At 68.5% G+C, this 20,181-nt stretch carries 19 protein-coding genes; 6 read left to right on the top strand and 13 right to left on the bottom strand.

Annotated features, from left to right (window positions below; all coding sequences use genetic code 11):
• Positions 1-35: 35 nt before the first annotated feature.
• Together ctaF and ctaD are read right to left on the bottom strand one after the other, a co-directional pair.
• Positions 36-422 carry an aa3-type cytochrome oxidase subunit IV gene (ctaF, locus tag O5O46_RS27675; protein WP_269858326.1) on the bottom strand — a complete coding sequence of 129 codons (387 nt, stop codon included), beginning with the start codon at positions 420-422 and terminating at the stop codon, positions 36-38.
• Positions 419-2,125, bottom strand: a complete 1,707-nt coding sequence (gene ctaD, locus O5O46_RS27670; protein ID WP_269858325.1) for an aa3-type cytochrome oxidase subunit I — start codon at positions 2,123-2,125, stop codon at positions 419-421. Before ctaD ends, ctaF begins: the two co-directional genes overlap by 4 nt.
• A gap of 220 nt (positions 2,126-2,345) precedes the next feature.
• Here ctaD and O5O46_RS27665 point away from each other — a divergent pair, with 220 nt between their 5' ends.
• Positions 2,346-3,152: a ribonuclease BN gene (locus O5O46_RS27665; RefSeq protein ID WP_269858324.1), complete on the top strand. Its 807-nt coding sequence runs from the start codon at positions 2,346-2,348 to the stop codon at positions 3,150-3,152.
• A 14-nt stretch (positions 3,153-3,166) separates the two neighbouring features.
• Here O5O46_RS27665 and O5O46_RS27660 read toward each other — a convergent pair whose 3' ends face one another.
• The 3 genes from O5O46_RS27660 to O5O46_RS27650 all read right to left on the bottom strand — a co-directional run bounded on the left by O5O46_RS27660 (position 3,167) and on the right by O5O46_RS27650 (position 5,042).
• On the bottom strand, positions 3,167-3,652 hold the full coding sequence (locus tag O5O46_RS27660) for a peptidoglycan-binding domain-containing protein (protein ID WP_269858323.1): 486 nt from the start codon (positions 3,650-3,652) through the stop codon (positions 3,167-3,169).
• A gap of 359 nt (positions 3,653-4,011) precedes the next feature.
• A complete protein-coding gene (locus O5O46_RS27655; RefSeq protein ID WP_269858322.1) occupies positions 4,012-4,656 on the bottom strand; it encodes a chloramphenicol phosphotransferase CPT family protein in 645 nt (214 codons plus the stop codon).
• Positions 4,657-4,739: 83 nt separating this feature from the next.
• Positions 4,740-5,042: a hypothetical protein gene (locus tag O5O46_RS27650; RefSeq protein ID WP_269858321.1), complete on the bottom strand. Its 303-nt coding sequence runs from the start codon at positions 5,040-5,042 to the stop codon at positions 4,740-4,742.
• A 12-nt stretch (positions 5,043-5,054) separates the two neighbouring features.
• Between O5O46_RS27650 and O5O46_RS27645 the strand changes: the two genes are divergently transcribed.
• Positions 5,055-5,777 (top strand): nucleotidyltransferase domain-containing protein, encoded by a 723-nt coding sequence (locus tag O5O46_RS27645; RefSeq protein WP_269858320.1) that lies wholly within the window; start codon positions 5,055-5,057, stop codon positions 5,775-5,777.
• Between the two features lie 275 nt (positions 5,778-6,052).
• Here O5O46_RS27645 and O5O46_RS27640 read toward each other — a convergent pair whose 3' ends face one another.
• The 3 genes from O5O46_RS27640 to O5O46_RS27630 all read right to left on the bottom strand — a co-directional run bounded on the left by O5O46_RS27640 (position 6,053) and on the right by O5O46_RS27630 (position 9,188).
• The gene (locus O5O46_RS27640) at positions 6,053-6,880 is read right to left on the bottom strand and encodes an alpha/beta fold hydrolase (RefSeq protein WP_269858319.1); all 828 of its coding nucleotides are present in this window, start codon (positions 6,878-6,880) and stop codon (positions 6,053-6,055) included.
• A gap of 549 nt (positions 6,881-7,429) precedes the next feature.
• Positions 7,430-8,773, bottom strand: coding sequence for a diaminopimelate decarboxylase (gene lysA / locus O5O46_RS27635; RefSeq protein WP_269858318.1), 1,344 nt, complete (start codon positions 8,771-8,773; stop codon positions 7,430-7,432).
• Positions 8,774-8,786: 13 nt separating this feature from the next.
• Positions 8,787-9,188: an SAV_915 family protein gene (locus O5O46_RS27630; protein WP_269858317.1), complete on the bottom strand. Its 402-nt coding sequence runs from the start codon at positions 9,186-9,188 to the stop codon at positions 8,787-8,789.
• A 344-nt stretch (positions 9,189-9,532) separates the two neighbouring features.
• Between O5O46_RS27630 and O5O46_RS27625 the strand changes: the two genes are divergently transcribed.
• Positions 9,533-11,779 (top strand): glycoside hydrolase family 15 protein, encoded by a 2,247-nt coding sequence (locus tag O5O46_RS27625; RefSeq protein WP_269858316.1) that lies wholly within the window; start codon positions 9,533-9,535, stop codon positions 11,777-11,779.
• A gap of 13 nt (positions 11,780-11,792) precedes the next feature.
• Here the strand turns inward: O5O46_RS27625 and O5O46_RS27620 are convergent, their stop codons facing one another.
• From O5O46_RS27620 to O5O46_RS27605, 4 genes are all read right to left on the bottom strand, one after another.
• Positions 11,793-12,113 carry a hypothetical protein gene (locus tag O5O46_RS27620; RefSeq protein WP_269858315.1) on the bottom strand — a complete coding sequence of 107 codons (321 nt, stop codon included), beginning with the start codon at positions 12,111-12,113 and terminating at the stop codon, positions 11,793-11,795.
• Positions 12,114-12,428: 315 nt separating this feature from the next.
• Positions 12,429-13,229 (bottom strand): phosphotransferase, encoded by an 801-nt coding sequence (locus O5O46_RS27615; RefSeq protein WP_269858314.1) that lies wholly within the window; start codon positions 13,227-13,229, stop codon positions 12,429-12,431.
• Between the two features lie 121 nt (positions 13,230-13,350).
• Positions 13,351-14,301 carry an SDR family NAD(P)-dependent oxidoreductase gene (locus O5O46_RS27610; RefSeq protein WP_269858313.1) on the bottom strand — a complete coding sequence of 317 codons (951 nt, stop codon included), beginning with the start codon at positions 14,299-14,301 and terminating at the stop codon, positions 13,351-13,353.
• 314 nt (positions 14,302-14,615) lie between these two features.
• The gene (locus O5O46_RS27605; RefSeq protein ID WP_269858312.1) at positions 14,616-15,941 is read right to left on the bottom strand and encodes an APC family permease; all 1,326 of its coding nucleotides are present in this window, start codon (positions 15,939-15,941) and stop codon (positions 14,616-14,618) included.
• 123 nt (positions 15,942-16,064) lie between these two features.
• Between O5O46_RS27605 and O5O46_RS27600 the strand changes: the two genes are divergently transcribed.
• Positions 16,065-16,571: an Lrp/AsnC family transcriptional regulator gene (locus O5O46_RS27600; protein ID WP_269858311.1), complete on the top strand. Its 507-nt coding sequence runs from the start codon at positions 16,065-16,067 to the stop codon at positions 16,569-16,571.
• Positions 16,572-16,601: 30 nt separating this feature from the next.
• Here the strand turns inward: O5O46_RS27600 and O5O46_RS27595 are convergent, their stop codons facing one another.
• Positions 16,602-17,969 carry an MFS transporter gene (locus tag O5O46_RS27595; protein WP_269858310.1) on the bottom strand — a complete coding sequence of 456 codons (1,368 nt, stop codon included), beginning with the start codon at positions 17,967-17,969 and terminating at the stop codon, positions 16,602-16,604.
• 460 nt (positions 17,970-18,429) lie between these two features.
• Between O5O46_RS27595 and O5O46_RS27590 the strand changes: the two genes are divergently transcribed.
• Together O5O46_RS27590 and O5O46_RS27585 are read left to right on the top strand one after the other, a co-directional pair.
• Positions 18,430-18,768 carry a hypothetical protein gene (locus O5O46_RS27590; RefSeq protein ID WP_269858309.1) on the top strand — a complete coding sequence of 113 codons (339 nt, stop codon included), beginning with the start codon at positions 18,430-18,432 and terminating at the stop codon, positions 18,766-18,768.
• A gap of 300 nt (positions 18,769-19,068) precedes the next feature.
• On the top strand, positions 19,069-20,025 hold the full coding sequence (locus tag O5O46_RS27585) for a GlxA family transcriptional regulator (RefSeq protein WP_269858308.1): 957 nt from the start codon (positions 19,069-19,071) through the stop codon (positions 20,023-20,025).
• Positions 20,026-20,181: the final 156 nt, after the last annotated feature.

The raw sequence follows: 20,181 nt of genomic DNA, 5'->3' as shown, positions 1-20,181 counted from the left end.
GGCAACGGCCGGACGGCGCCGCGGAGTTCGGCGGCCTACTCGCGGTTGACGAACTCGAAGGCGAAACCGCAGATGCCGGCACCGAGCAGTCCGAACCCCAGCAGGAACAGCCACAGCCCGAACACCACACCCGCGGCGCTGAGCGTGAATCCCAGAGCGGTCAGCGGAGGGTACGCGCTGTGCGGCGGAAAGAAGTCGAGCAGTCCCGCACGGTCCTGTACCTCGCCATCGCCCCGGTCCTCCGGGCGGATTCCCTTTCTGTGGTAGTTCATCGCGCAGAAGAAGGCGATGAGGGCGGACATGACGAAGGCGATCGTCAACGCCGCGGTGCCCGCCGGCTCCCCGGACAGCGACGCGTAGACGAGGTCCGTGACGAAGAAGAAGAACGACACTCCGCAGAAGAGGAAGGCTTCGACCTTCATGTGCTCTGCTCTCCCAAGGTGTCGGGCGTGGGCTTGATCTTTCCCGTCGTCCCATGGCTGGCCATGACCTCCGGGTGATGGAGATCGAAGGCCGGGGAGTCCGAGCGCACCCTTGGCAGGGAGTTGAAGTTGTGCCGCGGTGGCGGGCACGAGGTGGCCCATTCCAGGGAACGGCCGAAGCCCCAGGGGTCGTCGACCTCGACCTTGGGCGCGTAACGCGCCGTGTGCCAGATGTTGTACAGGAACGGCAGCGTCGACAGGCCGAGGAGGAAGGACGACGTGGACGAGATCGTGTTGAGCGTCGTGAACCCGTCCACGGCGAGGTAGTCGGCATAGCGACGGGGCATGCCCATCGCACCCAGCCAGTGCTGCACGAGAAAGGTGCCCTGAAAACCCACGAAGAGTGTCCAGAAATGGATTTTGCCCAGTTTCTCGTTGAGCATCCGGCCGGTCCACTTGGGCCACCAGAAGTAGAAGCCACCGAACATCGCGAAGACCACGGTACCGAACAGCACATAGTGCAGGTGAGCCACGATGAAATAACTGTCGGTTACGTGGAAATCGAGCGGCGGGGACGCGATCAGCACCCCGCTGAGCCCGCCGACGAGAAAGCTCACCAGGAACCCGATCGCCCAGAGCATCGGAGTCTCGAACGAAAGGCTGGCGTTCCACATAGTGCCGATCCAGTTGAAGAACTTCACTCCGGTTGGCACCGCGATGAAGAACGACATGAGCGAGAAGAACGGCAGCAGCACCGAACCCGTGGCAAACATGTGGTGGGCCCACACGGAGGCCGACAGCATGGTGATTGCGATCGTCGCGCCGATCATCCCCACGTAGCCGAAGGTCGGCTTTCTGCTGAAGGCCGGGATGATCTCGCTGATCACACCGAAGAAGGGCAGCGCGACGATGTACACCTCGGGGTGCCCGAAGAACCAGAACAGGTGCTGCCAGAGGATGGCCCCGCCGTTGGCCGGATCGAAGACATGGGTGCCGAACTTCCGGTCCGCCTCCAGGGCCAGCAGTGCGGCGGTGAGCACCGGAAAGGCGAGCAGCGCCAGGATCGAGGTGAACAGGATGTTCCAGGTGAAGATCGGCATCCGGAACATCGTCATGCCCGGAGCGCGTAGACAGACAATGGTGGAGATGAAGTTGACGGAACCCAAAGTGGTGCTCAACCCCGCCACCACCAGGCCCATGGCCCACAGGTCGCCACCGGCCCCCGGGGAGCGGACCGCATTGTTGAGCGGTGCGTACGCGAACCAGCCGAACTGCGCTGCCCCTTGAGGGGTGAGGAATCCCGACAACACCATCAACCCACCGAAGAGGAACAGCCAGTAGGTGAACGCATTCAGCCGGGGGAACGCGACGTCGGGGGCACCGATCTGCAATGGCATGACCGCGTTCGCGAATCCGGCGAACATCGGAGTCGCGAACAGCAGCATCATGATCGTACCGTGGATGGTGAACAACTGGTTGTACTGGGCGGTGGTGAAGAACTGCAGGCCGGGGCGCGCCAACTCGGCACGCATCATCATCGCCAACAGTCCGGCCACCAGAAAGAATCCGAACGCGGTGACCATGTAGAGGTTTCCGATGACCTTATGATCGGTCGTGGTGAACCACTTGCGTACCGTCACACCGGTACGGATGGGCCGCGTTCGGATTGTTTGGTCGGCTGCTTCCTGGTCAACCCGGACCATCAGCGCTCCATTCGGCAGCGGTGAGCGTGTTGAAAACGGTGCCGCGCGCCAGTAGAACGTATCTGTCTCCCTCGGCAATCGCTGCCGGATGCTATCAGCGAAATGATCGCGAAGGTGGGATGAAGGGCTCGCCGAAATGGCGTTCCAGGGTCCGTCGACTAGGAGGAGGCGCCGTGGCCACCGACACTCCACCCGCGACCGCGCCGGGAGGCCCCAGGTGATGACCACGGCGCGGGAGCGACTGCACACCGCCTGGCGGCTGTCCAGGGCCGAGCAGTTGTGGCGCAGCGGCAAGGAACTGGAACTCATGCACCGGGCCATGGGCTTCGCCGCCCTGGCCGTGGTGACACTGGCTCCCCTGCTGATCCTGGTGGCGGCGGCCAACCCCTTCAAACAGCGGGGGTTCGCACTGTGGGTGGTGGACGGGATGGGACTGTCGGGCAGCCCGGCACACTCGGTGCAGCGCCTGTTCGCCGCACCGTCCCGGGTGCTGAGCGCGACCAGCGCGTTCAGTGTTCCGGCTCTGGTGGTGTTCGGTCTGACCTTCGCCGCGAGTGTGCAGACCGGCTACGAGAAGATCTGGGGCCTGCCCAGCGGACCATGGCACAAGGTCTGGCGGCAGACGGTGTGGTTGGCCGCCTTGACCGCCTACCTGTACGCCGAGGTGCAGAGCGGTCTGGTGCTACAACACCGCTGGTGGGAGTCGACGATCCGGTTGACGTTGACCTTGCTGTTCGGCGTGCTCTTCTTCTGGTGGGGGCAGTGGTTCCTGATCGGCGGCCGGGTGCACTGGCGCGCCCTGCTCCCGGGCGCGGCGGCGACGATGGCGGGTCTGGTGGGGCTGCGCGGCTTCTCGGTCCTGGTGTTCGCGCCACTGATCGTCAGCAATGCGGTGAGCTATGGGGCGCTGGGCACCGTACTGGTCGTGCAGTCGTGGCTGATCGGAGTGGGCTTCGTGGTGTACGGCGGAGCGTTGCTGGGGCAGGTGTGGGCGCCGGAGGAGGAGAAAGGGAACGGTTCAGGTTGACGGGATCGCGCTCGTCACCCGTCGTGGTCCCGGTCCGGTGGTTCCGTGCCCGTTCGGTGGAACCGGTGATCGTGACCGGTGTGGAACCCGTGCCTTCCGCGCTCGTCGTCCTGCCGTAGTTCCCTCCAGGTGGTCGGCCCCACGATGCCGTCGGCCACCAGACCGTGGTTGCGCTGGAAGAGCTTGGTGGCGTCCCTTGACCGCTCGTCGTACTCCCCATCGGGCACACCGGGATCGTAGCCGTGGTAACGCAACAGGCACTGCGCCTCGATGGTCTCCCAGCCCCTGCTGTTGACGTCCACGATCGCGGTGCGCGTCGTGCTGTAACCGGCGCGCAACTCGCCTGCCTGGCGCGCCACAAGGCACCGGTGGCACTGCCCCCGCTGGAAGACGAACGCCGGTCGAGCGCTCACATACACCGTGGCCGTCCCCGTCTCCTCGTAGCGCCATGGCCGGGTGGTCAGCAGCACGGCGACCAGGGCGGCGGACAGTATCGACACGGCTCCGAGGGTCACCCAAGTCCGGCCGCCCGTGGACCGGTTGACCGGCATCATGGTCCCGTTCGCGTCGCTGCCCCCTCTCGTGCGGTCCCGCGCGGCGCTCGTCCGTGCCATCGTCGGAAGGCTGGGCCCGTCGTGGTCTTCGGGTCTTCGCGGAGGTACGGCGAGTTGCCGCACTCGCTGATCGAGCGGGGCGGGAAGTTCCTTCCAGCGCCGCATGTCTCCCCCAACGCGTCTCGGTGCCGGCTGTCTCGGGGATGCCCCCTGACACACATCATGGCGAGGCATGGACACCGAATTTCCCGGGCGCCGACGTCGACCGCGACTTCCGGCCACCTGGGGCGGTACTGGCTTCGCGGTCACAACGAGGGGACCGGCGCCTCGCGGGCGCGTCGGCGGGTGGCCGCAAGCTGCTGAAACGTGGTGGGGAACGACCGGCGCGGCAGGAAGCCCTTGATCCGCCGTGCGCAGTCGAGGGGACTGGCGAGACTGGTGTCGCACTCGATGTCGTACACGCCGTGCGCGTGCACCTGGCCGATCTGACGCGCGGCCAGCCCCAGCGGACGATCACCGCGCGCCTGCTCGCGCCGTTCGAGTTCCGGGAGGGGACAGCGCACACCGACGAGGACAACGTTCTCGGGAGCGAACAGGTCAAGGCAGTCATCGAGCCGCCACGGCTCGCTCGGGAGATGATCCACCACGACGTTGTTGCCCGCAGCGGCCATTCCGGCCACTGACCGGTGGAAACCCATCCAGGTTTGTCTGAGCATCGTTCGCAGCCGCTCCGGCGGAAACTCCCGATCCGTCCGCATGGCGTGGAACGCGTCCACCGGAAAGTGGAAGTACGGTTCGTCCAGGACGCGGAGCAGTTCCCTCGCAATGCTCGACTTCCCGGAACTCGATGTGCCGTTAAGGAAAATGATCAACCCGTGTGATGCCTGCGCGGACTGGGTCGTGCTGCCGGATTGGTCGAAGTCGGCCCGTTGGAAGGGAATGCCCACCATACGTCCCCCGTCTCGTGCGTTGCCGATGGTCCGATCATGATGCCTGTTACGACACGACCGGGAAACCACTCGCCCCGCTTCCCTCACGGCTGGGGATGGCCGCCAGGCAGACGCCGACGCATTCGTGGGGCCATCGCGGCAACGGCCGCTCGCGGATCGGCCGCCTGCTGGATGGCTGCCGACTGCGCGGGCGCGAGGTCGGCGAACAGCATCTCGGTGACGGCTGATCCGTGTGTGTCGGTGGCAGAGGGCAAGGAGAGCGCCGCGACCACTTCGCCCGGTACGCATTCCGCCACCGCCTGCGCGGCCCGAGCGATGCGTGGGTCGTCGAGCGGCGCGTCGACCAGCGCTTCCAGCAGCGCGTAGACGGCGTAAGCCTGCCGCACCGCTTCCGGTGCGTGCGGGCCGTCGCGCTGGGGGGCTCGCGCGCCACTGGTGGTCATCGACCGGACAGCGACTGGGACTTCGCCGTCTACTACCGCGGCGGCTTCTCTCCGGAGAGCCTTCGCGCCCTCGGATGGCCGGGCGAGATCTCCGGAATCGGTGAGTGGGGCGGTGGTGTGTTCAACGGTGGAGCATGGCTACGCGTTGACGGCCGACATGTCGATGTGCACTACCGAGATCTTGGCGACGTCGAGAATCAGCTCGCCGAAGCACGCGAAGGCCGGTTCGAAGTCGAGAGGCTGCTGTTCCACCTGGCCGGGGTCCCCACCTACGTCGTCGTGGCCGAACTCGCCGTCAACAAGGTTCTGCACGGAGAACTGCCGCGACCCGAATACCCCGAGGCGCTGCGGCGCCAAGCACCGGAACGCTGGTGGGGCGACGCCAGGCACACCCTCGGCTACGCTCGCGCCGCCCACGCCGAACGCGGGCACCTCAGCGACTGCGCCGGCGCGATCGCCACCGCCGCCTGCCAGGCCGCTCACGCGGTGCTGGCGGCCGGCGGCTGGTGGGTCACCAACGAGAAGACGCTGCTGGACCGCGCGGGCATCCGGGACATCGACAACCTGCTCGGCAACCTGACTCCGCGACCGGAGGTTCTGACGGCTGCCATCGACGAGGCGACGGCCCGGTTGGAGAGCGCGGTCAACACCGCCTGCGCCGCTCAGGCCAGTTCGTAGTCGAACCGGTGCCGCGGGGTCCGGCGTGGCGTCGGTAGCGGGGCGGTCGGCCGAGCGGGATCTATTACACGCAGTCGGCTCAACTCCGCATACACGACCGCGCCCTCGGGGGCGATGTCAGCGGCTCCGCGCTCACCGCGGCCGTGCAGTGGAGCGCGCGCGGTGGGCCGGTGCCTGCGTACTCGGGGCCGTCTTCGTGCCGGGGCCCTGCCGTCGTGCCTGCTGGGGAACAGCTCGCGCGCTACGGCACCACACCACCGCAAGGCCGACGTGCGTCAACTCCGCAGGAAGTCCAGCAGGTCCCGGTTGAACCTCTCCTTGTCGCCCGGCACGAGGGCGATGCCGTGAGAGCCGCCCTCGTAGACCTTGAGGGTGGCGTCGGGGATGATCCGCGCGGCTTTGCGCGCCGTGGCGTCGATGGGCACCACCTGGTCGTCGTCGCCGTGTACCACGAGAGTGGGAATGTCGAACCTCTTCAGGTCCTGGGTGAAGTCCGTCTCCGCGAAGGCGGTCACACACGCCACGCCCGCTTCGATGTTCTCGTGCATGGCCATGAACCAGAACGCGTCCTTGTTGCCCTGAGTGACCTTGTTCCCGGGCCGGTTGGCGCCGAAGAAGCCTTCGGCGGTGTCCTTCCAGAACTGGGACCGTTCCCGGAGGATGCCGTTGCGGAGGTCGTCGAAGACTTCCGCGGGCACCCCCTCGGGGTTGCCGTCGGACTTCATCATCAGTGGTGGGATCGCCGAGAGCAGTACCGCCTTGCTGACCCGTTCCGTGCCGTGGCGGCCGATGTAGCGGGCGAGTTCGCCGCCGCCCATGGAGTGGGCGACCAGGGCCACGTCCCGCAGGTCGAGCGCCGTGATCAGATCGTTGAGGTCGTCGGCGAAGGTGTCGAAGTCATAGCCGCCCCAGGGCTGGCTCGACCGGCCGTGTCCGCGGCGGTCGTGGGCGATGCCGCGGAAGCCGTTGTCGGCGACGCACTTCATCTGGTCATCCCAGGCGTCCGCGTTCAGCGGCCAGCCGTGCATGAAGAGGACGGGCGGCCCGCTGCCCCAGTCCTTGTAGTAGATCTCGACACCATCACGCGTGGTCACAGTAGGCATGGCCGTCGTCCTCTCGGGAGTACCGGCCAGCCGGTGGTCCTGCCGTCCGCCGCACGGGAGGGCCACCGGTGGCGGTGGCGGAACGGGAGACCCAGCGACGCGTCCCCAAGCCATCCTGCGGGCCCCAGCCTGACCCGCAACGCGAGCCAGGGCGCCACTTCCCTCCCGGTCGCGGGCCGCCCCGACACGTACCCGCCACGGAAGCCCGACGCCTCACCGCGCACCGCGCGCACCAGGCACGACACGCATACCGCCGAACGGGTGAACGTTGTCGGCGGCGGGAGACCGGCAGTGGCCGCGGCAGCGCGCACACCAGCGCGGACCAGCCCGGCTCACAGGCGGCAAGGTGTTCGGCACATGCCCGGCGCAGTCAAGGGAGCCGGCCTCGTCGTGTGCGACCGGCCGGAGGCGGTCGAAGCCCGCGCCGGCGACCGCCTCCGCCGTGCCGCCGATGCCTGGACCGCCAGCCGGAACCGCGGCCAGATCAGCCGTGGCGGTCGGCGACCGCCACGCGATCGGAGCCGAGACGGCCAGGTGCCACCAACGCGCCTACAGTCCCACGTCCCGGCTGCGGATGTCGTCGAAGGACTCGCGGCGCACCAGCAGCCGGGCCCGGCCACCGGTGACCGCGACCACAGGCGGGCGGCCGACCATGTTGTAGCCGGAGGCCATTGACAGGTGGTACGCGCCCGCCACCGGGATGGCGATCAGGTCGCCCGGCCTGGTGTCGTCGGGCAGTTGGACGTCCGATGCCAGGACGTCACCCGCCTCGCAGTGGCGACCGACGACCGTCGCGGGGCGGAAGCCGGCGGGGGAGCGGCGGCCCAGCAGTCGAGGGGCGTAGCGCACCCCGTACAGCGCGGGCCGTGGATTGTCGCTCATGCCGCCGTCGACGGCGACGAACGTGCGGTCACCGGTGCGCTTGACGGACAGCACCCGGTAGAGGGCGACCCCGGCCGGTCCCGCGATGGCGCGGCCGGGCTCGATGGTCAGCCGGGGCACGGGCAGGTCGGCGGCTGCGCAGCTGGCGTCCAGTTCGGAGCGTACCCGGGTGCCGAGCGCGGCGATGTCGAGCAGGCTCTCGCCGGGCCGGTAGGCGACCGCGTGCCCGCCGCCGAGGTCCAACTCGGGCAGGCTGACGCCGTGTTGCCGGCGGATCCGGGAGAGCAGTCCCACCATCCGGCGGACGGCCAGCATATAGGGCTTGACCGTTGCGATCTGCGAGCCCAAGTGGCAGTGCAGACCCACGAGTTCGAGCCCGGGCTGGTCCAGGATGCGGGCGATGGCGTGCTGGGCGGAGCCGTCCACCAGTGACAGCCCGAACTTCTGGTCCTCGGTGCCGGTACGGATCGCGGTGTGCCCACCGGCGGCGATGCCGGGAATGACCCGGACCAGGACCTTCTGCCGGGTGCCCGAGGGCACTTCGGCGGCCAGCCGGGCGATCTCGCCGCTGCTGTCGATGACGACGCGTCCGACGCCGAGCCGGATCGCCGCCCGCAGGTCCTCCGGGCTCTTGGCGTTGCCGTGCATCACCATGCGCTCGGGCGGGAAGCCGGTGGTGACGGCGAGTTCCAGCTCACCGGCGGAGCTGACGTCGAGGCCGAGCCCCTCCTCCTGGACCCAGTTGGCCATGGCCCGGCACAGGAACGCCTTGGCCGCGTAGAGGATGTCGGCGTCTGGGAAGGCATCCCGGTAGGCGCGGCAGCGGTCGCGGACCTCGTCCTCGTCCAGGACGTAGACCGGGGTGCCGAAGCGTTCGGCGATCTCGGTGAGGGCGACCCCACCCACGGTCAACTCGTCGCGCGGGGCACGGCGGGTCGAGGCGGGCCAGATGGACAACTCATCGCGTGCGGTCGGCCGTTCGGCCTGGTCGGGTACGACGGTCAGTGTCATGTCGAAGGACTCCTCAACCGATCCACATGCTGACGGCATCGACCAGGGCCACCGCCCCCGTCACCCGCAGGACGCCGATGGTCTGCGGATCCCACTCCCGCCACAGCGAGGCGCGGCTGGTGCGGGTGGTGGCGGGGGCGGCGAGCTGGGGATCCACGGTGAGGGTCGTGGCCCCCAGCGGCTCGGTGAGGGCGCGCAGCGCGGGTTCGGAGATTCTGATCCATGCCTGCTCGGCGCCGAGGGTGTCGGTCAGCCGCAGCTGAGTGGTGAATCCTACGGCCGTACGGCCGCCCAGGGGCGTGCGGAACAGGCGGGTCGCACACCCTGCGGGACCCGACCGGACGGGAACGTACAGCAGTCCGGCCGGGATGCGATCCGGAGGCTCGTGGTCGTCCCCGCGCACGAATTCAGCCATGGGATGTACTCCTCACGGAAGGTGGTGGCCCCGGTCCTGGGAGTGATCCGAGGCGCACCAACGACGCTATTGCCGCTGCTCCCGGGAGTGCGCCCGGCCCTGACGCGACGTTGACGGCATCCACCCGACGATTGATGTGTCGTTCACGCGGACTCACTCGGAGCCCGGCGGTACGACCGCTCGGACCCGCCAGCCCGCGACGAGCGATGGAGTCACTTCTTGAAGTCATGTGCGACCCCTTGACGCGCTCGGTAACCCCAGGGAGCCTCATTCTGCACGTCAGAGTCATCAGGGCGTGCGAATGGCTTCACAAGCTGAACATTTATGAGTGGACCGCCGCCCGAATGTCGACAATGGATGTACTGGAGGTCACGGTGCAAGGAAACTCCTCCCGGCGGGATTTCGTGCGCGCGGCGCTGGTCGGGGCGTCGGTGCTCGCGGCGCCCCTTCCGTTCGCCGGCACCGCGCAGGCGGCTGGGCGGTCCGACGCGCGGACGGCCACCGGTTCCGGGGCCGCGCCGGGTGGGCCGGGCACGCCGTCCGCCTTCGCCCCGGCCGACAAGCTCGGCTTCGGCACGGCCCGCGAGAGGCGCAGTCCGGTGTGGTTCACCCTGGAAGGCGGCCGGATGAGCGAGACGTACCACCCGGACCTGAGCACCCCGGCCAGCCGCGAGACGCAACTGGTGGTCACGGACGGCAGGAGCTTCGTGGAACGGGCCAGCGACGTGCCGACCCGCACCGAACTGCCGGAACCCGGAGTCCCCGTCTACCGCCAGGTCAGTACCGGTCACGGCTGGCAGGCCGTCGCGCGCTACGCCACGGACCCGCAACGCGCCGCCGTCCTGGTGGACTTCGAGGTGCGCTCCACCAACGGCAGTCCGCTCCAGGTCTACGTGCTGCACGATCCGTCGCTGTCCGCCAACGGTGACGACGATCGTGCGCTCCCACAAGGCGGTGCGCTGGTCGCCCAGGACGCGAAGTCGGCGAGCGCGCTGATGGCCGAGGACGGGTTCGCCGAGTCCACGGTCGGCTACTTCGGAGTCAACGACGGATGGACCGAACTGCGGGCGAACAAGGGGCGGTTGCCGCACCACTACTCGACCGCCGGGCCCGGCAACGTCGTCCAACTGGGACGGCTGCGGCTGGACGGAATCGCACACACCCGGCAGACCGTGGTGCTGGGCTACGGCACCGACGCGACCGAAGCCGTCGGCACCGCTCGCCGGGCGCTGCGCACCGGATTCACGCAGGCGGCACACGACTACGCCAGCGGCTGGCGCGCCTACCTCGCCGCGCTGCCCAAGCCGCCCGCCAGTCTGCGCTCAGCCCGCGAGAGGCAGCTGTACACCGCCTCGGTGATGACGCTGGCCGCCAGCGAGGACAAGAACAACCCTGGTGCCTTCATCGCCTCGCCGACCATGCCGTGGGCGTTCGGCACTGATCACCAACTCGCCCCGGTCAGCGGCTCCTACCACCTGGTGTGGCCGCGCGACCTCTACCACATCGCCACCGGACTGCTTGCCGCAGGCGACCACGGGGCCGCCGAGCGGGCACTGGACTACCTGCTGCGAACACAGCAACCGGACGGGCACTGGGCACAGAACACCACCGCCAACGGCAAACCCTTCTGGACCGGCGTCCAGTTGGACGAGACGGCCGCGCCGATGCTGCTGGCCTGGCTGCTGGACCGCCACGATGCCCACACGCTCGACCGTCTGGCGCGCGGCGCCGACTTCATCCTCGGCTATGCCACCGACGGCCACCGCGCACCGTACACGCAGCAGGAACGTTGGGAGGAGCAGAGCGGGTACTCACCGTCGACCATCGCCTCCGTGATCGCGGGCCTGGTCTGCCTGGCCGACCTGTTGCACCGGGGCGGACGGGGCGGCCAGGCGGCCAAGTACCTTGCGGCGGCCGACACTTGGCGCGACTCCGTCAACGGCTGGACGGTGACCAGGACCGGCCCGTACTCGTCCAAGCCGTACTACCTGCGGCTGACCAAGGACGGTAGGCCCGACGCCGGCACGGTCTACGACCTCGGCAACAACAACCCCGCTCCGGTCGACCAGCGCGCGGTCGTGGACGCCGGGTTCCTCGAACTCGTCCGCCTTGGCATCAAGAGCGCGGCGGATCCGGTGGTCCGCAACTCGCTGGCCGTGGTCGACAGGCACCTTTCGGTGCTGACGCCGTCCGGGCGGCACTGGCACCGCTACAGCCACGACGGGTACGGCGAGCAGGCGGACGGCGCGCCATGGGACGTCAACCGGCCCGAGGTACGGCACACTTCGGGGCGGCTGTGGCCGATCTTCTCCGGCGAGCGCGCCGAGTACGAACTACTGGACGGCGACCGGCACGCGGCGGCAGGCAGACTGCGCGACCTGGCGGCCACCGCCGGGGAGACGCTGCTGCTCCCCGAACAGGTCTGGGACGACCAGCCACCGGCCCCCAGGGTCCGCCCCGGCACCCCGACCACCTCGGCCACCCCGCTGGCCTGGACTCATGCGCAGTACCTGCGCCTTGCCTGGTCGGTGCAGCACGGAAGGCCGGTGGAGTACCCCACGGTGGTGGCGGAACGCTACTTGCGGGGGTGATGCCTGCGGACGGCTAGTTGGCGGCGGGTTTCACGGCCGGGGCGGCGGGTTTCACGGCCGCCGCCTTGCAGGCGCTCGGGTAGAGGTCGTCGTCCTCCACGTGCATGGCGGCGTGGCTGAGCTGGCGTTCACAGCCTTCCTCGTCGCCACCCGCCCCCGCGCTGCACGCCTGGGAGATGTATCCCTCGTGGTCCCAGATGTTGACGCCCCCGGCGGCCAACATGTCGAAGCAGGCGCTGTACGTGGCGTGGGCGGCTCCCGAGGTGGCGATGATGCCACCCGCAGCCAGCGCGACCGACATCAAAGTGCCGCCGAGCGCTTTACCAACTCGCATCCGTTCTTCTCCGTCGCAGATGAATGCCTGGCGCTGACCTCCTATGCGTTTCCCGGCCGACCCCGGAAGATGCCTGCCGTCACGCTGATGGCGCAGGCGGCCACCAGTGTCCGCGCGTTGGGGGCGGCGAGTGCCTGCCGTGGCTTGCGCCGCGCCCAGTACCGTACGGACACGTCAACGGCGCAAACCACTGGTCCGCCTCCCACCGTGCGTTGGGCACGTACGACGCGATCCGCTGCGCGGTGCACTTCGACAGACCGCATCTCGCTCTCATGCGTCAACCGGCTCGTGCCTGACGGGAGTCAGCCAGCCGTCTCACAGCGCGTGCTCAAGGTCCAGCGAGACCCTGTGCAGCCAACGAAGCTCCCGGGCGTGGTACTCCAGGGCGTCGGCAGCACCAGCGGCATCAACGGGCGCGCATCTGACGCGGTCGACTGCGACGAGTTTGCACAGACGCAGTGCGGGCAGAATCGCGCACCGGTCAGCCAGCCCGTAGGCGTCAACGAACAGCCGGAGCCGGGCGGGCAGGTCCGGGAGCGGATCGAAGCCCGCTTGCCGTAGTTGCCCGGGTGGGGCGAGCGGTACGAAGGTCCATGCGGCAGCGGCGAGTTCGACCACCGGGTCCACCGGGCCGGCGGAGTCCCAGTCGATGAACGCCACCGGTACACCGTCGCGGTAGACGGTGTTCCAGGGGCCGAGATCACCGTGGGAGATCACCTCTCCAGGCAGGGGCGGGTGCGGGTGGAAGCGGTAGTCGACATTGACCGGCACGAATCCGGCCGCCGCTTCGTGCAGCTGGCGCACCAGCTTCGCCGCACCGGTGAGCGACTCCTCGGACCTGGCATGGCCGGGCAGCCGGTGACCGCGTCCGGGCCGCCACTGCGGATCCGCGGCCACGTCACCGTCGAGGAACGTCAGGACCTCCTGGCCGTTCTCGGCGCCGAGCAGCCGCGGAGCCCCCGTGAACCCGACGGATTCCAGGTGGAGGAGGTACTCGTGCACCGCCGCGGACCATGGCCCCATCGGCCTCAGCAACTGATCACCACGCCGGGCGATGCCCTGGGTCATCCGGCCGGCAGGCAAAGGCATTTCGTCAGGGCGGTCCGCTTCACGCATGGCGACAGTATCCCGCTCGGTAAGGGAGAGGCGCCGCGCCCAGGCCGCGCGCCAGGCCCTCCTGGTGCACCACTGCCGGGTGGAAGCGGCGAGCGCTCTCGCGTTTTCCCGGCCGGGCGGGCTAAGCGCGAGCGAAAGCCGACGCGACGCCGGTCAGTTCACAGCTGATGTCCCACAACCGCGCGGCGACCACCGGGTCGGTCATGTGGGCAGGCGCCTGCTCGGACCTCGGCATGCCCCGCAAGCCGAAGGCCTGCGGCCCCCACAGCTGGCCGCCGATCACATCAGGATCGAGGACAGCGCGAACGGTGGGCCACGCGCCGGCTTCCTTGCCCTGAAGGAGGAGGCCCGCGGGTAGCGCGCGTAGGCGTTGACCCGTGGTCCGGGTGTGCACGGTCGGGCGTGAGGGGGTCAGGGAGTCGAGCGCACCTCCTGGGTGCGCCACAACGCTCAGCGTCGTGCCGCCAGCGGCGCGCAAACGGCGGTCGAGCTCGAATCCGGAGAGCATTTGCGCCAGCTTCGACCTACCGTAGGTGCGCTTGGGCCGGTAGTTCCGTACGGACTGGAGGTCAGCGAGATCCAGCCGCTCAGACCGTGCCGCGAAGCTGCCGGTGGTGATGATCCGGCTGCCGGGTGCGGTGGTCAGCAGCGGCGCCAACAACTGGACCAGGGCGAAGTGCCCGAGGTGGTTGGTCGCGAACATCAACTCGTGGCCCTCTGGGGTCTCCTGGCGTTGCGGCTGATCGAGTAGCACTCCGGCGTTCAGGACCAGTGCGTCGAGGCGGTTGAGCCGCAGGGCGTCCACGGAGGCCTTGAGGGAGCGAAGATCGGCCAGGTCGAGCGGCAGGTGCGACACATGAGCGCCGGGAACGCGGGAACGAATCGAGACCATCGCGGCTTCGGCCTTTGCCGTGTTCCGGCTGCCGAGGATGATGTGAGCCCCTGTGCTGGCCAGTTGCTCGCAGACGAAGTAGCCGATGCCCGCGTTGCCGCCGGTGACCAGGAAGTTCTTGCCGTCGGCGCGCGGTAGCCGATGAACGTTCCACGCTTGGGTCGGAAATGTGCGGCGCATGATGGAACTCCTGGGGCTCACATGATCGGCTGCGGTGAAGGGGCATGTGTGTGCCCCGCTCGGTTGTGGTCGGTACCGGTGAGAGTCAGCGTGGCACCGGCCGCTGACAGGGCACCGATGCCTCACTGACGAACGACCGACACACGCAGTCGACGGCACGTCACCGGGCGGCGGAGAGCAGGCAAGCCGCCGTTGGTCCGGAGACTCCGAGGGTGTTGTGGGGCGCGCGAGCCCGCTGAGGACTCGGAGGGGCTTCAGCGCCTGCTTGTTGGCTGATCCACGGACTCAGGCACCCAACGGCCAGTGTCCGCGGATCACCGAGGACCTCCCCGGCCTGCCGGTGGCCGGGTGCCTCCTTGGAGGTGGGATCGAGTGAGGGCGGCGGTCGCGAGTAGGAACGGCCAGGCCAAGAACCATCCGCTGAGGGCGAGGAGGATCGCCACGATGGCGAGCGCGAAGAGGGCGGCCACCGCGCCCGGCCGACTCGTTCGCCACAGCAGTCTCGCTCCGGCCGCCGAGCCGATGGCGTACACGGCGCTCAGGCACGCCGTCGTACTGAGGACCAGCAGCTTGACGTCCATACGCGTAACTGTCGCGACCGTGAAGACACTTCCCGATATCGCGGCGACCACCAGCAGACTGCGGCGCGGCACACCGCCGGCTTGGGCACCGGAGGCGAGGCGATGGGGGAGGGCGCCGTCACGAGCCAGGGCCGCGCCGAGCTTCGCCGTGCTCGCCACATAGGCATTGATGGTGCCAAGGGTGATCAGCAGCGCGACCACACCCGCGATGTCCGCCCCGTAGCGGCCGAGCCCGGTCTGCAGCAGCGAGGCCAACGGGGCCATGGTGCTGCCGGCCGCGTCTCCCAGCACGAGTACGGTGACCGCCGCCAGGCTCAGATACAGCACGGCCACCACGATCAAGGCGCCAGCGGTCGCGAGCTTCAGATCGCGGGCGGGCCGGGCGAATTCGGCGGACAGGTGGGTGACCGTCTCCCACCCGGTGAACGACCACACCAGCAGCGCTCCCGCCGACCCGACCGCTGCCCAACCGTGCGGGGCGAACGGGTGGAGGTTGGCTGCGCGGGCGTGCGGCAAAGCCACCAGCACCGACAGCACGAGCAGCAGCGTCAACGCGCCGGAGAGCGCCAGCTGCACCCGCCCGGAGACCCGCACGCCGAAGGCATTGGCGAGAAAACCGAGCACGAGCAGTGTGGCGGCGTACCCGACGGTCGTACCCCAGCCACCGCCCGTGGTCCGGCTCAGATACGAGGCACCGAAGAGTGCCAGGGCAGGGATGCCGGCCGGCGTTCCGAGGTAGAACCACCACCCGGCCACGGTCGCCGCACGCTCGCCGAAGGCCCGCCGCACATACGTCGATACGCCTCCGGAGTCGGGGTAGCGGGCGGCGAGTACGGCGAACGTCGCGGCGAGCGGTATCGACATCACGACGAGGGCGAGCCAGGACAACAGCGAGGCCGGGCCAGCCTGTTTGGCAGCAAGGCCGGGCAGGGCCAACACGCCGGTGCCGAGCACTGCTCCGACGTACACGGCGGTTCCCTGCAAGAGGTTCAGCCCCACTTGCCGGTTGGGGCCCGGGCCGTCCTCGGTGATCGTTGTGGCCTGGTCAGCCTGTGTCATTCCCACCCTCCGGGCTGTGGCTTCCGCGACTTTCCACAGCGTATGAAGGTCTTCTCCTGGGACACAGGGGCAAAGTTAACCAAGTCACGGTGCGCGGCGTCTGATTGAAGCTATCCTCGCTGGATGGCTAACGAATTGAAAGCCGGGCTGGACGCGACGGACTGGAGCCTCCTGCGGGAGTTGCAGCAGGACGCGCGGGTGAGCTTCAGCGAACTGGGCCGTCGGGTGGCCTTGACGCCACCGGCTGTCGCCGAGCGGGTCCGGCGCCTGGAGCAGCGCGGCATAATCGAGGGCTACAAGGCTCGGATCAACCTGAGCCAACTGGGCCTGCCGATCCTCGCGTTCGTCAACATCCGCTATCCCGGGGGCGATTACCGCGACTACGCGCGGATATTCGACGAGTGCTCGGAGATCCTTGAGTGCCATCACGTGACCGGGAGCGACTGCTTCATTGCCAAGGTGGCCGCCCGGTCGATGCCGCATCTGGAAGAGGTGACGGCCCGCATCGCCCGGATCGGTTCGATCACCACCACCATCGTGTACTCGACGAGCGTCAGCGACCGTGTGGTCACCCAGCAGAGCGTCGCCGCATCCGATGCGGTCGATGACGAGACGCCGCCGAGCGCATGAGGCTGCCGCGGTGACTTTCGCCGTGCTGTGCTACTTCGGACAGGCTGGGCGAGGGGCATCACCTGAGTGCTGATGGTGAACCGTCTTCGAACGTAGTGGGGAAGCGCCAGCGGGCGACAACATCTGAAGTCGGCGCAGGCAAGCGCCCCGTTGTACGACAGAAAGTCCCGCGACGGCCGCACCCAGTACCACCCATCCCGCTGGTCCCGCGGCCATCACAACGCCAGTGAGCAGCGGCGGTCCGGCTGACTTCTGGATGGACTGGGACATTCCCGCCACACCCAGATACCGCGCGCGGGCGTCATGGGGCGCGAGCAGGACGGCCAGTTCCCACGAGCTCACCGAACGCATCAGCTCCGCCAGGGTGACAAGCAACGCGGCGGCGAGCAGGACGACCGCAGCCGTCCAGGTGCCGCCTCCGGTGGCCGCCGCAACGGCGGCGCAGCACACGGACATCGCCACCCCGTACAGCAGCACTGCTCGAGCGGCCAGCCGAGGACCCTCGGCCCATGCCGACACTCTCACCTGCAGCACCACCACCATCACGGTGTTGATGATGAGGAGGGTGGGGACAAGCGCGTGCGGTGCCGAGGTGTGGTTCACCAACCACAGCGGCAGGCCGACGTTGAGCACGGAGTCATCGGTGCTCATCGGGATGTCCAACAGCACGAACAGCAGATAGCCCCGGTCCCGCCACGGGCTGCTCCGGCGGACGGCAGGCCACCCGTCGGTGGTTGTGTCGTGCGCCGATATCACCTCAACGGTGTTGTCCCTTGGCTCCCGAGTGCGCCACACCAACGCCGCCGCCAGGACGAACGACAGCGCGTCGCCCAGGATCAGTGCCCGGCAGGCGCCGATCGATCCCACGGCCAGGCTGACGGCCGCGATTCCCGCGCCGAGTCCGTAACCCGCGTTCGACGCACTGCGCGACAGCGCCTGGTAGGTCGCCCGCCGTTCACCGGCGGTCCGTGTGGCGAACAGCATTTCCAGAGTCTTCGCCGCCCGGTCGGCGAGGTAGGTGAGGGCGACGATGGCGAGCAGTGCGTTGAAATCAGTGCACACCAACAGCAGGCTGAGAGTTGCCATGCGCAGCAGGTGACAGCCGATCAGTAGCGCGCGGACTGGCGAACGGCTGGCCAGACGCCCGGCCAACGGAGAGCCGACGATCCCCGCGACTCCGGCCACCCCCAGCAGTACACCGATCCGTTGAGCGCTCAGATGCGTCACGAAGGTGAAGTACAGGACCGAAGACGCGGCCCACAGTCCCGAGCCCGTCCGGTCCAACGCCAGGGCGAGCAGCATGATCCGCGCGTTGCGGCCACCCGGCGGATTGCGCAACTGCGCTGTCAGCCCCCGTCCGCCGCTCGCGTTCTTCCTGCCCGCTGCCCCGCGCCGCATTGCCCGCCCCCGAAAATATCTCGACGTCAAGAGATCTTGGGTAGCCTCGCTGTCGAAAGTCTCGATGTCAAGGTATTTGGCCCGGGTTGACTGGTCGTCGCGGACGGCAAGGGTGAGGTCAGGAGTCTGTCGACTTGGTGGGCGGTACCGGTTGATCGATTTGTCGTGGCCCTGGGACCGGTATCCGGTTGGTAGCAGAACGTGATATCTTCGTTACTTGTAGTAATGGCTCGGTGATTGGCGGGCGTTCATGGTTCCGGGAAGGCGTTCCGCAGCCTTGGCTGCCGCTCTGTGCGCAGCAGTAGGCGCGCTGGTCGTTGGGTGTGCCGGTGTGCCGGGCCGAACGGCTGGCGCCGTACCGTCCGTTGACGTGTCGGCGAGCGGGCGACACGCCAACGGGGAAGACGGCGGCCCTGCTCCGGCGGTCGCCGCCTACCGGGCGATGTGGAAGGACCTGGCCGTGGCGTCGGCCTACGCCGATCCCGAGTGGCCGCATCTCGCCGACCACGCCGACGACCAGGCCCTTCGCCTTCTGCGGCACGGCCTGGAGAAGGCGCAGGCGGAGGACGTCGTGACCAAGGGGGCGCCGGAGGTGGATCCTTCGGTGATGGCGTCCGACGGCAATACCGTCAGGCTCGGTGACTGTGTGGACGAATCCCGTTGGTTGCGTTTCACGAAGGCCGGTGCGCCGAAGAACGACCGCACTACAAGCCGTAGCAGGGCCGACGCGACGGTCACTCGTGAGGAGGGCTCCTGGAAGGTCACGACGCTCTCCGTGAACGAATCAAACACCTGCTGACGGTCGGCGCACGGACGATGCGGCGGGCTGCCGCCGCCCCCCACCTGCCCAAATTCCCCGGGATTGACAACCCCTCAGCCAGTCGACTGCGTTCGCTGCTTCAGTACGTGCGCGACGGCGCCCTCCAGCCCTTCCTCCGCATTCGCCACTTGACGCTAGGACCGGGTTCGCCGGTGGTCCATGGGGTGGAACGACAGGGGTCAACGGATTCTCGCCAACCCCTCTGACATGCTTGTTCACCGTCGGAAATCGGCTTCGGGCAGATGCTGGAGCTGGCTGGCCTCGGCCTATCGTGGGCCCATGCACACTGTTGCGGTACTGGCGATCGACCATGTGGTGCCCTTCGATCTGTCGACGCCCCTCGAGGTGTTCTCCCGCGCCCGACTGCCCGACGGCCGCGAGGCCTACCGGGTCCGGGTGTGCGCTCCCCGTAGCGAGGTGTACAGCGAGTCCTTCACGATCAGGGCCGAGTGGGGGATGGACGCACTCGCCGAGGCGGACACCATCATCGTGCCGGGTTGTGCGGAGAAGGCCGGACCGCCCGGTGAGGACATCCTCCAGGCGCTGCGGTTCGCCGCCGAACGCGGCACACGCATCGCGTCGATCTGCGGCGGCGCGTTCGTCCTGGCAGCGGCAGGACTGCTGGACGGGTTGCGGGCGACCACACACTGGCTGGCGACGGACCTGCTGGCAAGGCTCCACCCTGCCATCGACGTGCGGCCCAACGTGCTGTACGTGGACAACGGGCAGATACTCACTTCGGCCGGGGCAGCCGCGGGCATCGACCTGTGTCTGTACATGGTCCGGCGGGACCACGGCTCAGCGGTGGCGGCGCACGCTGCGCGCCTGTCGGTGATGCCGTTGGAGCGCGAAGGCGGCCAGGCCCAGTTCATCGTCCACGAACTGCCGCCGGTGCCACGGGGGTCGGTGCTGGAGCCCGTGCTGGCCTGGATCCAGGACAACCTCGGCCGTGAACTGGCGTTGCAGACCATGGCGGCGCGCTGCGGTATGAGTGAACGCACCTTCAGCCGACGCTTCCGGGAGCAGACCGGCACCACACCACTGCAGTGGCTGCTGCGCGCGAGGGTGCACCGTGCCCAGTACCTGCTGGAGAACACCGACCACGGGATCGACCGGATCGCACAGCAGGCCGGATTCGGCTCGCCCACCGCCTTCCGTGAACGGTTCAAGCGGGTCACCGGCATCACACCACAGAGTTACCGGGCTTCGTATCGCGAGAGCAACCGGACGACGTAGCGGCTCGGCCGTTGTGCCGACGGCCGTGGGGCATCGGCGGACGGACGCTGAACTACGCCCGTTCCATGGCGTGGGTCCCCAGCGTCGGAGGACCCGTTGCCACGTCATCACTTATCTGGCCAAACGCTGTCGGGGGCAGCGTTGGACCTTCGCGGG

Source organism: Streptomyces sp. RPT161, from assembly GCF_027533845.1.
Classification (GTDB): domain Bacteria; phylum Actinomycetota; class Actinomycetes; order Streptomycetales; family Streptomycetaceae; genus Streptantibioticus_A; species Streptantibioticus_A silvisoli_A.
The sequence above is the reverse complement of the archived record's forward strand: the minus strand, read 5'-3'. Positions and strand labels throughout refer to the sequence as shown.

Coding starts and splice junctions, on each gene's coding strand:
- ctaF (WP_269858326.1), bottom strand. CDS start 422: ATGAAGGTCGAAGCCTTCCTCTTCTGCGGAGTGTCGTTCTTCTTCTTC.
- O5O46_RS27665 (WP_269858324.1), top strand. CDS start 2,346: ATGACCACGGCGCGGGAGCGACTGCACACCGCCTGGCGGCTGTCCAGG.
- O5O46_RS27640 (WP_269858319.1), bottom strand. CDS start 6,880: ATGCCTACTGTGACCACGCGTGATGGTGTCGAGATCTACTACAAGGAC.
- O5O46_RS27610 (WP_269858313.1), bottom strand. CDS start 14,301: ATGCGCCGCACATTTCCGACCCAAGCGTGGAACGTTCATCGGCTACCG.
- O5O46_RS27630 (WP_269858317.1), bottom strand. CDS start 9,188: ATGGCTGAATTCGTGCGCGGGGACGACCACGAGCCTCCGGATCGCATC.
- lysA (WP_269858318.1), bottom strand. CDS start 8,773: ATGACACTGACCGTCGTACCCGACCAGGCCGAACGGCCGACCGCACGC.
- O5O46_RS27655 (WP_269858322.1), bottom strand. CDS start 4,656: ATGGTGGGCATTCCCTTCCAACGGGCCGACTTCGACCAATCCGGCAGC.
- O5O46_RS27620 (WP_269858315.1), bottom strand. CDS start 12,113: ATGCGAGTTGGTAAAGCGCTCGGCGGCACTTTGATGTCGGTCGCGCTG.
- O5O46_RS27605 (WP_269858312.1), bottom strand. CDS start 15,941: ATGACACAGGCTGACCAGGCCACAACGATCACCGAGGACGGCCCGGGC.
- O5O46_RS27625 (WP_269858316.1), top strand. CDS start 9,533: ATGTCGACAATGGATGTACTGGAGGTCACGGTGCAAGGAAACTCCTCC.
- O5O46_RS27585 (WP_269858308.1), top strand. CDS start 19,069: ATGCACACTGTTGCGGTACTGGCGATCGACCATGTGGTGCCCTTCGAT.
- O5O46_RS27595 (WP_269858310.1), bottom strand. CDS start 17,969: ATGCGGCGCGGGGCAGCGGGCAGGAAGAACGCGAGCGGCGGACGGGGG.
- O5O46_RS27600 (WP_269858311.1), top strand. CDS start 16,065: ATGGCTAACGAATTGAAAGCCGGGCTGGACGCGACGGACTGGAGCCTC.
- O5O46_RS27615 (WP_269858314.1), bottom strand. CDS start 13,229: ATGCGTGAAGCGGACCGCCCTGACGAAATGCCTTTGCCTGCCGGCCGG.
- ctaD (WP_269858325.1), bottom strand. CDS start 2,125: ATGGTCCGGGTTGACCAGGAAGCAGCCGACCAAACAATCCGAACGCGG.